We start from the raw sequence: 14,498 nt of genomic DNA on the forward strand, positions 1-14,498 counted from the left end.
TTTGAATATGACTTTAGCAATCAATCAAGTAACTAAGAGATATCAAGATTTCGTCGCTGTTAATGGTTTGTCCTTTACAATTGAAAAAGGAGAAATCTTTGGATTGATCGGGCAGAATGGTGCTGGTAAAACAACTACATTTCGCATGATTTTAGACTTACAGGAGACAACTGAAGGTAGTATTACGTGGAATGGGCAGCATATAAATTCAATAAATCGTGATATTCTAGGCTATTTACCAGAGGAGCGCGGCATCTTCCCTGCTATGACGGTGGAAGACCAACTATACTTTTTCGGGGAGCTTAGAGGTAAGCGTAGAAAAGATCTAAAAAAAGAAGTCGATTATTGGATTAATCGTTTTGAATTAGAGGATAAGCGAAAGGCAAAAGCAGAAACCTTATCCAAAGGAAACCAACAAAAAGTTCAATTAATCGCAAGCTTTATACATGAGCCGGAGTTTCTTATTCTAGATGAGCCATTTAGTGGATTGGATCCAGTAAATATGGATTTACTAAAACAAGCTATTCTAGACTTGAAGCATAAAGGAACAACCATTTTGTTTTCTAGTCATCAAATGGATAATGTAGAAGAACTTTGCGATCATTTATGCCTATTAAAACGCGGAGCTTCCTTATTTACAGGAAGTTTATTGGATATAAAAAAACAATACGGAAAAATAAAATTAACCATTCGTACAGAAATTCCAAAGGAGGTTCTAGCAGGATTGCATGGTGTAAGAGATATTCAAATTGGTAGAGATCATTATATATTAACACTAGAGGATGAATCGTATGCGCAGTCTATCTTTGACTATGTATCTAATGGGAAATATATAGAGAAATTCAGTTTGGATTATTTATCATTAGAGGAAATTTTCAAGGATAAGGTAGGTGGCACGCATGTCTAAGTTTTGGTTATTAGTTAAGCAGCTATACGTTCAAAAAGTAAAAGCAAAATCATTTATATTTTCACTCTTATTGTATGTTGCGGTGATCAGTGGTTTTATGTTCTGGACTGATATTAAAGAAGCATTTTTCCAGGAAGAGGCTCTACAAATTGCGCTTATTAACGAAACAGATGCTGAAATCGAAGCTCTATTTGAATCGACTAGTGATATACAATTTTCCTTCCCTACAGATGGGGTTGAAAAGGTAGAGAAACAAGTGATCAATGGAGACTTTGCAGCTGCAATTTTCGTAAAGGATCAAGACAATTCGCTGGCAGCAGAAATTGCCGCCTTTGAACCACTGACATTTAATGATCAGCAAAGCCTTTCTTCCACTCTGCAATATGCGGGGAAAATATATGAAGTGCAACAACTAAACTTAACAGCGGAGCAAGCAGATAAAATTCTTCAATCCGAAACGACAATAACGATGAAAAATCTTGATGAGCAATCTGCCTCAAGTAAAAGTGAAGATGAGAAAGCTGCAGGATTGGGCGCTTCCTTTTTAGTAGGATTTCTAATTTATTCATTTGTTATGACATTTTTATCGATGATTACAACGGATGTTGCTTCTGAAAAAGGATCACGTGTTTTAGAGGTCCTACTAGCAAGCGTAAAACCATCTACTCATTTTATGGCAAAGTTAACTGGATCATTTCTTTTAGCATTGACACAAATCGGAGGATTATTAATCGTTCAAGGATTGTTATTTGCGCTGATTGACGGTGGCTCAAAATGGGTTGTTGTCCAGGATATTGCCAACGAATTATCCTTTGTATTTATCGGATACTCAGTAGCGTTTTTATTGTTAACAATCATTTTAAACTTAATACTCGGGGCATTATTGGGGTCTTTAGTATCCAAGGTGGAGGAATCGAGTCAGGCTATGATGCCAGCGATGATGGTTGGAATGATCGGATTCTACGTTTTAATCTCAGGAATGGCAAGTCCTGATACGATGTTGATAAAAGTATTCTCTTATATTCCATTCACATCTGGTATGGTAATGCCACTTCGAATTGGGGCAACAGACATTGGATCATTTGAACCGATGCTGTCCATGGCTATTCTAATTGTGACGGTAATTCTTCTATTCCTATTAAGCTTATCCTTCTACAAACGAAGTGTTTTAACATACAGTAGTGGGGGAATAATTCAAAAAATTAAGACCGTACTAAAAGTAACAACTTAATATAATAACATTGAAATAATCGCGAAGGTATCTACCTTTGCGATTGTTTTTTTGTACAATTTTTGATTTCTTGCATAAAATAATGAATGAAAGAAGGGATGCATAATGTGTGGAATTACCGGTTGGATTCATTTTCAAAGGGATTTGAGAAACCAATTGTCAGTGGTTGCGAAAATGACGGAAACCTTGAAGAAGCGTGGCCCAGACGACGATAATATTTGGAGTTCTCCGCACGCTGTATTTGGACATCGCCGTCTAACAGTGGTAGATCCTGTTGGTGGAAAACAACCAATGACTAAAAACTATCAATCAAATGAGTATACACTTACGTATAATGGCGAGCTATACAATACGGAGGATCTCAGAAAAGAGTTATTAAAACGGGGTCATTCCTTCTCCGGTCATTCAGATACCGAGGTTTTATTGACCTCCTATATGGAATGGAAAGAAAAATGTGTTGACTATTTTAACGGTATATTTGCATTTGCTATTTGGGATGAATTAGAACAGAAATTGTTTGTAGCACGAGATCGTCTGGGAGTTAAACCACTTTTTTATACCGAAAGCAATGGAGGCTTCCTATTTGCTTCTGAGCAAAAGTCGCTTTTTGCACATCCTGCCATTTCTCCAATCATCAATAGAGAGGGCATTGCCGAGATTATTGGATTAGGACCATCTCGTACTCCCGGTTCTGGAGTGTACAAGGACATAAATGAATTACGCCCAGCCCACGCATTAAGTTTAACTAGCAACGGACTTCGGATTTGGCGTTATTGGAATGTAGAAAGCAAGGAGCACACAGATTCTTTAGACGAAACAATCGAACAAGTTCGCTTCCTAGTAACCGATGCTGTAGAAAGACAACTTGTTTCAGACGTACCTCTTTGCACATTCCTTTCAGGTGGTTTGGATTCTAGTGTTATTACATCAATTGCCGCCAAATCCTATGAACAGAATTCTAAATCCCCACTACACACATACTCCATAGACTATCAAGACAATGACCAACATTTTCAAGGTAATGTCTTCCAGCCTTCAAACGACCTCCCTTGGATACAAAAAGTTACAAACCATTTAGATACGAAACATCATTTTTCTATTATTACCCAACAAAAACTAGCTGAATATTTAAGAGAAGCTGTTCACGTTCGAGACCTTCCTGGCATGGCAGATATCGATTCTTCTTTATTATGGTTCTGCAGAGAAATCAAACAGGACTTTACGGTAGGTTTATCTGGAGAATGTGCGGATGAAATATTTGGTGGCTACCCATGGTTTCACCAAATAGGAAACGCCGAAAAAGGATTTCCTTGGATACGATCTACTAGTGAGCGCTTCCAGTTATTGAATGATAGTTGGCAAAATAAATTAAATATTGAAGAATATGTACAAAATGCATACGACACTACTTTAGCTGAAACTCCTCTTTTGGAGGGGGAATCAGAAATTGACGCAAAAAGACGCGCATTATTTTATATGAATATGACTTGGTTTATGACGACCTTGTTAGATAGGAAGGATCGTATGAGTATGGGGGCTAGCCTAGAGGTGCGTGTACCCTTTGCGGACCATCGTCTGGTAGAGTATGCATGGAATATTCCATGGGAATACAAGATGGTCGGCAATCAGGAAAAAGGCATATTACGAAAGGCATTTGAAGGCAGTCTGCCATATGATGTACTTTATCGTAAAAAGAGTCCATACCCAAAAACACATAATCCTGTTTATACAGCTATTATAAGTAATTTGTTGAAAGAGCAATTACAAGACAAAAACTCCATTCTACACGAACTGTTCCAAAAGCAACGCTTAGCCGATCTTGTCGAATCCAACGGAGAAGCATTTAAAGTACCATGGTTTGGCCAGTTAATGTCTGGACCACAACTTCTAGCATATTTAGTGCAGATGCATATTTGGTTTAAGGAATGTAATGTTCAGTTGGTGGATTAATATTCTCTATCGCATAACTGCAATGCATGCTGTAAGGTAGAAAACATAGAAGTATTTGGATGGATTACCACTCCGCAAGTAAATCATCATCTAGAGCAAGTAAACTAGTAGCAAGCGCTAGTAACTGATAGAGCTAAGCGAGTAAATTCCTGATGAACGCTAGTAACAGACATACGAGCGCCAGTAACTGAAACCAAAAAGGATTTACTCTGTTTACCCTGAGTAAATCCTTTTATTTTAGTTTGAAATTTCCCGAAAATATGAATCTATAAAAGGAACAAGATAGGCAATCACCGCTTCATCAGGACTAAGCTTTGGATGATGCAGTCCATACGATGAGTTAACGCCAGCCCAAAATAAAAGCCCTGGTATTTCTTGTAGGAAGTAGCCAAAGTCCTCGCCAGTCATAGCTGCATCACATAAAATGGCAGTAGTTGCTGGATGTGCTTTAGCTAATGCCAAAAACTCTTCTGCAAGTACTCCATTATTTTTTACTTGATAATAGGAGGAACCGTAGTCTATATGAATGACACATTCAAAAGCAATTTCTGTTGCTCGACAAAATGCCTCGATTTTCTCTTTAATAATCGTCATTGTTCCTGCATCCATTGTACGAATAGTACCCTCTAAGCGAGCATGACCAGAAATTATATTTTGTACAGTTCCAGAGGTGAACTTCCCAATCGTAAGAACGGCGGGATCCATTGGATTAACAGAACGACTTACAATTGTCTGCAGTTGCAATAATAATGTAGCTGCTGCAACAGACATATCTCTAGCTTGATGTGGGAATGCTGCATGCCCCTCCCTGCCAATTACGTCGATAAACAATTCAGATGTATTGGCAAACAGTAAACCTGGACGAGTAGCTACCGTGCCTACAGGATATTGTGGTGCTATATGAAAGGCAAATATTTTATCGGGCATCAAAGCTGGTTGCTCTTCCTTCAGCCATTCACGCATTGGAAGAGCACCACCAGGACTTTCCTCTGCCGGTTGAAACAGAATAACTACATGATCTTTTATAGGATTCTTTACTAGATTCCTTAGTAAACCTAGTGCCACTGTCATATGCACATCATGTCCACAGGCATGCATTTTCCCAGGATGACTGGATTCGAATGGAAGTCCAGTCACCTCTGTTATCGGTAGACCGTCTATGTCCGTTCTCCAACCGATCGTTTGTGTTGGTTCAGTGCCCTCTATTCTCACAACGATACCTGTTTTCCAAATAGTAATTGTCAGTCTATCCTGCGGAAGCGCACGAATTTGTTCCAATAAGTAACTTTGTGTTTTTACTTCTTCAAAACCTAATTCAGGTATGCGATGTAAATCTCTCCGAATATCTTGTAAGGTTTTCATCTGCCACCAACTTACAACTGACGCAATTCTTGCATGATTTCCGTTTTCGATCTTGTTTGATCATCTATTTCTTTAATGACTTTTGCAGGTGCTCCTACAGCTACCGTATATGGAGGAATATCCTTCGTAACGATAGCACCAGCAGCTACAACTGCACCTTTACCAACTCTACATCCTTCAAGTATTACAGCATTTGCACCAATCAGTACATCATCTTCAATAATTACAGGAGTTGCAGAAGGTGGCTCAATTACGCCCGCTAGTACTGCACCAGCACCGATATGACAATTTTTCCCTACAGTCGCACGTCCACCTAGAACTGCACCCATATCAATCATCGTACCTTCTCCAATAACTGCACCAATATTAATAAGTGCACCCATCATAATAACACTATTATCGCCGATACTAACTTGATCACGAATAACAGCACCTGGCTCGATACGTGCATTTATTCCCTTCAAGTCTAGAAGTGGTATAGCAGAGTTACGACTTTCATTTTCTACTACTATATCTTCGATTTGGTTTTTATTTTTATTAATAACAGGTTCGATTTCAGACCATTCTCCAAATAATACTAGCGAATTTCCTTCACCAAATACTTTTGTTTGTTCTCCGAAAGAAATCTGATCTATCCCGTTCCCTTTTATATATACTTTTACTTGCGTTGATTTCTTTGCGTGTTGAATATATGAAATAATTTCATGTGCATCTAATTGTTTCATTTTCCCATTCCTCCTCAAATATGTACTTATTCTACAGGAAAATTTATTGAAATTCACGAATTAATATTCATTTTTTCAAAATTTAATCGTAATATTTTTCTTGGAAAATTTATACTAATTAATTAATCTAATGCAGATTTCACCATTTATTATCAAATTAACAGAAAATACAGAGAATTTGTTGTAAATTACCACATTAGTAATATAATAATAGTAATCTTCTATTATTAAGTACTACCAATTTCAGCATGTGAATTATTATTGTAAGTACTTTCAAATGAGTGGGAGAAATAATTATTTTGGGGTGAGAAAGTTGAAGAAAAATCAATTCAGGTTTTTGGCTTTACTTCTCGGAACGATAATAATACTCGCAGCTTGTAGTGAGAGCAAAAAGAATATTGCAATTGGCCCTCCCGCCAGTGAAACAAATTCGGTTTCTAAGATTATCTTGGACGCCTATGGTCTCGGTGAAGATGACTATAATGAGCATCAAGAAGGATTTGGAGATGCGGCTGATGGTGTTCAGGACGGAAACATAGACATTTCAATCGGAATTCTAGGGCTTCCTGCAGCAAGTATTGAAAGCTTACAAGCCTCGGCTGGTGACGTTGTTATGATTAGCCTTACTGATGATGCCATCAAGCACATTGAAGCAAATAGCGGATATAGACATCACACAATTCCTAAAGACACATACGATTTTCTCGATTCTGATATCGAAACAGTAACTGCATATGCAATCCTCATGGCTAGTACGGATACAATTGATGAAGAACTTGGTTATAATCTAACAAAAATTATGATTGAAAAAGCAAGTGAAAATACACATGCTCAAGCGAAACAAATGACCTTAGAAAATGCGCTTCTTGGTTCCGAAGGACTTCCTATCCACCCCGGAGCTAAACGTTATTACGAGGAACAGGGCTTAACAGTAGACAACCCAGTTGCTAAACTTAGTGCAGATGGAAGTGATTCTAAGAGCGAATTCATCCTAGGTACCGGTAGTCAAGGGGGCACTTACTATCCACTAGGTGGGGAAATGGCGAGCATTTGGAATAAGAATATAGATAATTTTAACGTAACAAATACTGAAACTGGAGCATCTGTTGAAAACTTATCTAGTATTCGGGATGGACATATGGATCTAGGGATGACAGTACATGTACCAGCATTACAAGCAATAAATGGTGAGGCTGCATTCGAAGGACACCAAGTTCCAAATACCGCTTTTATAGGCCATATTTATCCTGAAGTTATCCAAATTGTTACACGAGAAGGTTCTGGTATAAAAAGCTTTGATGACTTGAAATAAAACTTCTAGTTTAAGTCGATGAAATTAAAGTGAGGTGGGAAAATGCAAGTTCAGCAACCTATCAGCGCACAGGAAGTCTTAGAAAAATACGATAAAGAGAATCAGTTTCGCACAAATATTGGTAAATGGGCATGGGTTGTCACATTTTTAGGTGTGTCTCTCACCGTGTTCCATCTTTACACAGCCTATTTTGGTACTCTCCCCTCTCAGAAGCAGGGGGCTGTACATCTAGGAACTGCACTTGGTGTTATATTTCTTTTGTACCCATTTAAAAAAGGGATGCTAAAAGTACAAAAAAGAATACCCTGGTATGATATTTTATTAGCTTTCTTGGCAATGTATGTAACCTATCATAAGATTTTTTTCTATGAATCGATTCTGCAGAGCCGTGTTTCAGGATACAATACCCTTGATATAATCATTTCCATACTAGGTATACTGCTAGTGCTCGAAGCTACACGAAGGACAGTTGGTCTACCAATTGTAGTAGTAGCATCTGTAGCAATTCTCTATGCAATTTATGGGAATTTTGTTCCTACACAAATTCTTTCACACCCAGGTTTTTCGGTTGATCGAACAGCAACTGCTCTTTGGTATAAGGAAAGTGGTATATTCGGTACACCAATTCAGATCTCAGCAAAGTTTATTTTCCTCTTCTTGTTTTTTGGCGTAATGCTTGTACAAACAAATATCGGAAAATTCTTTAATGACCTAGCATTTGCTTTAACCGGTCGCTATACAGGTGGAACGGCGAAAACTGCCGTTGTAGCAAGTGCATTACAAGGAACTGTATCCGGTAGTTCTGTCGGTAACACTGTTGCAACCGGATCATTTACGATTCCAATGATGAAGAATGCAGGGTTTAAACCTGAATTTGCAGGTGCAACCGAAGCAGCCGCATCTACCGGTGGACAAATTATGCCACCAATGATGGGGGCGGCAGCATTTATCATGATGGAATACCTGGGGGTTTCCTATGGAACCATTATGCTGGCAGCGCTTATTCCAGCTATTCTTTATTTCACAGGAATTTTCATTGGGACACACTTTGAGGCAAAGAAATTAAAAATACATGGTTTACCAAAATCTCAATTACCATCCTTTCGAAAACTGATGAAAAAAAATTGGTTTATGCTACTTCCTCTAATTGTTATCATAGCAACGATTATGTACGGTTTCACGCCACAACGAGCTGCTCTTTTTGGAATCATTGCAGCATTTTTAGTTAGCCTTGTTCGCAAAGAAACAAGAATGTCATTCAGAAAAACAGTACACGTTCTAGAACAGGGTGCGAGAGTAGCACTTCCCGTCATAGCTGCGGTCGCAACAGCAGGTGTCATTGCAGGTGTTGTTAGTATGACTGGGCTTGGTTCAAAATTTGCAGCAGGCGTAATTGAACTTTCGAACGGTTATTTAATACTTGCTCTAATTTTCACGATGATTGCCTGCTTAGTTCTAGGAATGGGGCTACCTACAACAGCAAATTACGTTGTGACAGCAACAATAGCGGCTCCCGTGCTCATCAATGAGTTCGGAGTGGCGCCAATAGCTGCCCATATGTTCGTCTTCTATTTTGGAATTGCCGCCGACATAACTCCTCCAGTATGCTTAGCCGCATATGCAGGGGCTGGGATAGCAGGTGCAAATCCTTTTAAGACTGGAGTGATAGCTGTGAAATTAGCAATTGCTGCGTTTATCGTCCCATTTATTTTCATTTACAATCCAATTTTAGTTATGGTAGACATCGAACCGGGAATGTTAGTATTCTCAGTTGTTGCTGCACTAATAGGTATGGTCGCTGTCAGCAGTTCGATGATTGGATATTTTATTCGAAACTCAAGACTTTGGGAAAGATTTATTCTTTTCGCTGCAGGTATCATGCTTATCTTACCGGAAATTACTACCACTTTAATTGGTATCGTATTAGTTGTAGCCATCTGGTTCATTCAAAATCGTCGATCAGATGATGAATATGAATCCAAAAGTTTATCAGGTAGCATTACTACGACAAATTAATGGGAATATGCTAGAGCATAATTTAATGAGTTAATTATAAATGAATTATTGAAATTTAGAAGGCAGCTCCTATCAATGGAGCTGCTTTTTTGTTGATATTCCAAGTTCTGTCGTTTCAAATCGTACCTTGTCAATTTCCCAGGAAATATGTCAGACCGTGTTCTTCTATTTACTTTTCATGGATATCACCCTATAATAAAGTAAATCCAATAAGAAAAGTAGGTTTTAAAGTGAAAACAATTCCGAAACCACTTGTAATGGTTAATCAGTGGACAATTGTTTTATCTGTAATCATTGCACTTCTAACTCAATCAGCGTGGATATTGCTTATTCCGTTAGTTGCAAATTTATCCAGTTTATTAACCGGTTTTCATCCAATACTAGTTGTGGCCAAAAGGTTTTTATCTAAACCTGCCAATCAATATATACAAGAAGACTATCCCCAACTTCGATTCAATCAGTGGTTGGCAGTTGGCTTTTTGTTAATAGCTAGCATTAGCTCTTTACTAAGCTGGTCTCTATTATTTAATGTTGCAGCCATTATGGTCGGCCTTGCAGCATCCATCGCATTAGCAGGATTTTGCATCGGTTGCTTCGTCCGTTTCCAATTCCAACAATGGAACTATCGTAGAAAAAAATCAGCAGCATAATTTGAAAGACAGTCTTTCCATGAAAATTGGAAAGGCTATTTATTTGTCTTCAAATTCAAAGACATCTTTTAATATACTTGTTCCTTCTTTGTCTAATCTCCCGAAAGAATCGCCTTCAATAATCGTAGAATTACCATTAATTTCAAACCAAATATAATATTCCAATAAACGCTCAGGCATATTTACGTCATCCTGAAGAAAAAGAACTGCTTTTACATCCTCTTTCCTCGCCATTTGTGGTTTGACATTTCTTTCCCACTCAATCCGATCGAATGCTTGGCTTAATTCATCAACTGTATTCAAATCACCAATAATTACTTCATTTGCATAATTACCATCTTCAGTCACCTTAAAAACATCTACTCTTGTCAACATTTCTATTGTTTCATTTTCAGTACATCCCATTAACAATATAATAAATACCATCGTGAAACTACTAACTATTTTTTTCATCATTTCCTCCTAAAATCATATTTTTCCTTTGGGACATTTAAAGTGTGATCATTGATAATTACAGTATCATTATCCACCCAAGAAATTTCTGCATCTTCTTCTCTATAATTCCAATATATATTTTTGATTTTCCCATTTTTTTCATTAAAAACAAGTTCACCACGAACTGCATAGGAAGTAGTAGAACCCCCATTTGTAACATAAGCTTTTAACGTAAATTTCCCATCTGGTGATGATTCCTCCGCAAGAAACTCTCCTTTTGGCAGATTTTCCATACTTATGAAAAATGTATACACAAAGATTCCTAGTAGAACTAGTGTCAATGTAACAGGTATGCTTATTACAAGGAGAGTAACTTTTAGAGTTCTTTTCATCCTTCACTCCTATTCCCATAATAATTAGTTCTTACAATGGAAATAATAACCAGAAAAATTGCTCCAATGAAAGCTAGAGTAATAACATTATTTATTCCATATTTGTTACTGGCGTACTCTCCATCTCTTTTAGCCTTAATATATGTTCCATCGTCCTCCTGTGTAGCAATTGCCTCGTCAGTACTTATCCCTTGAATGGAATAATATTTAGTACCTTTTGGATAGGCATTTGAGAAATTGCCAGAGTACGTTCCTTCCCTATCCGAATACTTCGTTACATGACCAATTTCCTTTTCCACCTCATCGACTTGTTCATCTGTAACCACATAAACGTAGTCATCCCAAACAACGAATGCATAAGCCCAGTCTGCTAACGACTTAATTGGAAATAAAATAGATAAAAAAAGAATAAAGACAATACCAACACCGAATATTTTTTTATTATTCAATTAATAAGCACCCCTTGAAACATTGGACGTTTTAACCCAATTTCTGTTCCATTTACTTACAAAAAAAAAAGCTGCTCCAAAGTAGAAAACTACTTTGAAACAACCTCTATTTCTACTATTCCCCTAAATCTACATTGTGGTAGACTTGTTGAACATCCTCTAAATCTTCAATTGCATCGATCATTTTTTCGAATTGTACTTGAGCGTCTGCATCTAATGCAATATCATTTTGAGCAAGCATTGTTAGTTCTGCTACTGTAAAGTCAGTGACTCCTGAAGCTCTTAGTGCTTCCTGTACAGCATGGAATTGATCCGGATCTGCATAAACGATTACTGCATCTTCTTCTTCTAAAATGTCACGAGCATCAACGTCCGCTTCCATCAAGATTTCTAGTACATCATCCGCAGTTTTTCCTTCTAAACCAATAACAGCAGTTGCATCAAACATATACGCTACTGAACCACTAACACCCATATTACCGCCATTTTTACCAAATGCGGCACGTACATCGGATGCAGTACGGTTTACGTTATTTGTCAGTGCATCCACAATTACCATAGAACCGCTTGGTCCAAAACCTTCATAACGAAGTTCATCAAAGCTTTCCTCGGATCCACCTTTTGCTTTCTCGATTGCTTTATCAATAATATGCTTTGGCACACTGTATGTTTTTGCACGTTCCAATACTACTTTAAGCGCTTGGTTAGAAGTAGGATCAGGCTCACCTTGTCTTGCAGCAACATATATTTCACGACCAAATTTCGCATAAATGCGGCTAGTATTAGCGTCTTTGGAAGCTTTCTTTTCTTTAATATTATTCCACTTACGACCCATAAGTCCCACTCTCTTTCGCTAAGCTAAATTTTATACTGTAACATTATACATGAAACCCTTATAAACTAGCAAAATAAATACAGTAACTTCCATTAATATACTATTGATTTGGATACAGTTCTTGTAGAAAAGCAATAGACTGTATAATCATTTCCTTTAGAACATCTACATCTATATCTTCTACTTTATTTATATATACGCATGATTTTCCTACAGTATATTTTCCAAAGCGTTTGAGCGTTTCTTCTCGCGTTGTATCTCCTGTTGCAAAATATAAACTAATCTTTGCCTTTCTTGGTGAGAAACCCACTAAAGGTGCATCTCCTTCGTGACCTGAAGCATATTTATAATGATAAGTCCCAAAACCAATAATGCTAGGTCCCCACATTTTAGCTTCATAGCCTGAGGTCTGCTCAAAAATTTCTAAAAGCTTGTAGGCGTCCTCACGTTTCTTCAGATGATCGACTGCCTCTACAAATTCAATTACATTAGCATCTGTCTCTTTCGTCTTAGTTTCGTATTTAGCCACTTTTCACTGTCCCCTTTCGATCACTACTTTTTATAATAGACCCTTGAAACGAGTAGTCCAACGACTCCTAGAACTATAAATAAGAATGCCTTAATAGCTACAGACACAAATGAAATATCGAACAGTATGATTTTCGCTAACGTCACAAACAGAATACTTACACCGACGTACTTACCTTGAGGCAATGAAAAACGACTAAATACCATAAATAATATAGCTACCACAATCCAAAACGAACTAGTTATGACTCGCTCCGTATTGCTGCCACTAATCCCTGAAACTAAGGTAGCTATCATATGTAGGTAGTATAAAATCATAATCGCCACAAAAGATACACTGATATTTAAAACCGATTTATCTATAAAGGTTCTTGTCAGCAAATAAATTCCATACACTGTACCTACTAAAAATACTATCCAGTGTAGCATTTCCCATGATACCCAGCCCGTAATAGAAAAAGATAGAACATAGTAGACAGCCACGACATAACTAGTAATCAAAAGAATTAGGTGTAATGTATGTTTGAACTTTTTATAAACGAAGAAGTATATAAAGCTCAATCCAATAATACCTTCAAATAGTAAATTATCTATTTGAAGCTGCATTATATTTAGCAATACAACCGATCCATTCGCGATAAAAATAGGTGCACGAATCGAATCCTTTTGATATACATAATAACAAATTCCATAGATGAGCATTATGATTGTCATTATAACTGTCGCTTCATTATCCGTGAATTCTACACGAACCCATAAAACAGTTAATAGCATAATAGAAAATAGTGTATACGCTTGTTCTTTTAGCATCTGCTTTGTTTTTATTAAACTAACGAGTAATGAAAAATGTTGCACGAATATGGGAAGCATTGCAATCCATTTATATGTGTCAGGTACATTTGTAAACATAAAGAATACTACTATTGCTATCTGTAAGAAGATAACCGAAATATAATATAAAGCCTTATAGGAATATTTAATGGCAATCCATAGGAATACTGTGAAAAGAACTGTTTCATATAATGAAAATAAGGGAATATTTGGAGAAGTACTCTTTATCAAAAATGGAACAAATACGCCCCCAACTATAGCAACAATTCCAATTCCTTGTGAACGGTATTTATAGGTTAGAAATACCCCTATTGCAATCCAAATAATATTCAAAATGAAAGCTACTGTTGGTCCAGATATATTATACAGCTGGTGCATTGCAAAAGTGGTCAACATTAAAACAGGAATAGACCCACCAAGCAGCATATGCCCTAAATTCTTGCGACTTTTTTTCATTTGCCATATCCCTAATGCGATTAAAACAAAACCAACAACATAACCAATGATTACTTTTACGGTTGGTTGTAAAAAACCGTAATCCGAAACTGCTTTGAATCCCCAAATTATTCCCATTATAAATACAACAATAAATAAGGGAGGTAGTATTTTCTGAAAAATTAGTGCATCCCATTCTACAGGCTGTTTCACTTGTTGTTGCTGCTGTATGATAGGCCGCTCCGGCTGAGAGATATTCGGCTTCGTATGTAGTTGTTCTTCTAAAAATTGAACCCGTTCTTCTAATTGCTCTATTCTCTTTTCAAGAAGTTCACTCTTCTCCATTAAATCCCACCTTTTCTATACACTCTTCTCATACTATTAGACAAATATTGAAAATATCCTTTAAACTGCATGGATGTTTGTTTCATTTTCCTATT

The 14,498-nt window shown here is 37.2% G+C and carries 14 protein-coding genes; 6 read left to right on the top strand and 8 right to left on the bottom strand.

The window, feature by feature from the left end; genetic code table 11:
• The first annotated feature begins 7 nt into the window (after window positions 1-7).
• The 3 genes from LDK52_RS04955 to asnB all read left to right on the top strand — a co-directional run bounded on the left by LDK52_RS04955 (window position 8) and on the right by asnB (window position 4,088).
• Window positions 8-907: an ABC transporter ATP-binding protein gene (locus LDK52_RS04955; RefSeq protein ID WP_277584841.1), complete on the top strand. Its 900-nt coding sequence runs from the start codon at window positions 8-10 to the stop codon at window positions 905-907.
• Window positions 900-2,138, top strand: a complete 1,239-nt coding sequence (locus LDK52_RS04960) for an ABC transporter permease (RefSeq protein WP_277584842.1) — start codon at window positions 900-902, stop codon at window positions 2,136-2,138. The genes LDK52_RS04955 and LDK52_RS04960 overlap by 8 nt, the downstream gene beginning before the upstream one ends.
• A 105-nt stretch (window positions 2,139-2,243) precedes the next feature.
• Entirely contained in the window at window positions 2,244-4,088 is a 1,845-nt protein-coding gene (asnB, locus tag LDK52_RS04965) for an asparagine synthase (glutamine-hydrolyzing) (RefSeq protein ID WP_277584843.1), read from the top strand.
• Between the two features lie 237 nt (window positions 4,089-4,325).
• Here asnB and LDK52_RS04970 read toward each other — a convergent pair whose 3' ends face one another.
• Together LDK52_RS04970 and dapD are read right to left on the bottom strand one after the other, a co-directional pair.
• A complete protein-coding gene (locus LDK52_RS04970) occupies window positions 4,326-5,450 on the bottom strand; it encodes an N-acetyldiaminopimelate deacetylase (protein WP_277584844.1) in 1,125 nt (374 codons plus the stop codon).
• Window positions 5,451-5,461: 11 nt separating this feature from the next.
• Window positions 5,462-6,175 (bottom strand): 2,3,4,5-tetrahydropyridine-2,6-dicarboxylate N-acetyltransferase, encoded by a 714-nt coding sequence (dapD, locus tag LDK52_RS04975; protein WP_277584845.1) that lies wholly within the window; start codon window positions 6,173-6,175, stop codon window positions 5,462-5,464.
• A 304-nt stretch (window positions 6,176-6,479) separates the two neighbouring features.
• On the opposite strand from dapD, the gene LDK52_RS04980 reads away from it, so the two are divergent.
• The 3 genes from LDK52_RS04980 (at window position 6,480) to LDK52_RS04990 (ending at window position 10,153) form a co-directional block, all read left to right on the top strand.
• On the top strand, window positions 6,480-7,487 hold the full coding sequence (locus LDK52_RS04980; protein ID WP_407081786.1) for a TAXI family TRAP transporter solute-binding subunit: 1,008 nt from the start codon (window positions 6,480-6,482) through the stop codon (window positions 7,485-7,487).
• Between the two features lie 42 nt (window positions 7,488-7,529).
• Entirely contained in the window at window positions 7,530-9,503 is a 1,974-nt protein-coding gene (locus LDK52_RS04985) for a TRAP transporter permease (RefSeq protein ID WP_277584847.1), read from the top strand.
• Window positions 9,504-9,733: 230 nt separating this feature from the next.
• The gene (locus LDK52_RS04990) at window positions 9,734-10,153 is read left to right on the top strand and encodes a DUF4395 domain-containing protein (RefSeq protein ID WP_277584848.1); all 420 of its coding nucleotides are present in this window, start codon (window positions 9,734-9,736) and stop codon (window positions 10,151-10,153) included.
• Between the two features lie 39 nt (window positions 10,154-10,192).
• Here the strand turns inward: LDK52_RS04990 and LDK52_RS04995 are convergent, their stop codons facing one another.
• The 6 genes from LDK52_RS04995 to LDK52_RS05020 form a co-directional block, all read right to left on the bottom strand.
• Entirely contained in the window at window positions 10,193-10,609 is a 417-nt protein-coding gene (locus LDK52_RS04995) for a hypothetical protein (protein WP_277584849.1), read from the bottom strand.
• Window positions 10,606-10,980, bottom strand: a complete 375-nt coding sequence (locus LDK52_RS05000) for a DUF5412 domain-containing protein (RefSeq protein WP_277584850.1) — start codon at window positions 10,978-10,980, stop codon at window positions 10,606-10,608. Before LDK52_RS05000 ends, LDK52_RS04995 begins: the two co-directional genes overlap by 4 nt.
• Entirely contained in the window at window positions 10,977-11,429 is a 453-nt protein-coding gene (locus LDK52_RS05005; RefSeq protein ID WP_277584851.1) for a hypothetical protein, read from the bottom strand. The genes LDK52_RS05000 and LDK52_RS05005 overlap by 4 nt, the downstream gene beginning before the upstream one ends.
• 115 nt (window positions 11,430-11,544) lie before the next feature.
• Window positions 11,545-12,264: a YebC/PmpR family DNA-binding transcriptional regulator gene (locus LDK52_RS05010; RefSeq protein ID WP_277584852.1), complete on the bottom strand. Its 720-nt coding sequence runs from the start codon at window positions 12,262-12,264 to the stop codon at window positions 11,545-11,547.
• Window positions 12,265-12,364: 100 nt separating this feature from the next.
• A complete protein-coding gene (locus tag LDK52_RS05015; protein WP_277584853.1) occupies window positions 12,365-12,793 on the bottom strand; it encodes a DUF1801 domain-containing protein in 429 nt (142 codons plus the stop codon).
• Window positions 12,794-12,816: 23 nt separating this feature from the next.
• The gene (locus tag LDK52_RS05020; RefSeq protein WP_277584854.1) at window positions 12,817-14,403 is read right to left on the bottom strand and encodes a DUF2339 domain-containing protein; all 1,587 of its coding nucleotides are present in this window, start codon (window positions 14,401-14,403) and stop codon (window positions 12,817-12,819) included.
• Window positions 14,404-14,498: the final 95 nt, after the last annotated feature.

It is taken from the genome of Psychrobacillus antarcticus, from assembly GCF_029533155.1.
Lineage (GTDB): Bacteria > Bacillota > Bacilli > Bacillales_A > Planococcaceae > Psychrobacillus > Psychrobacillus antarcticus.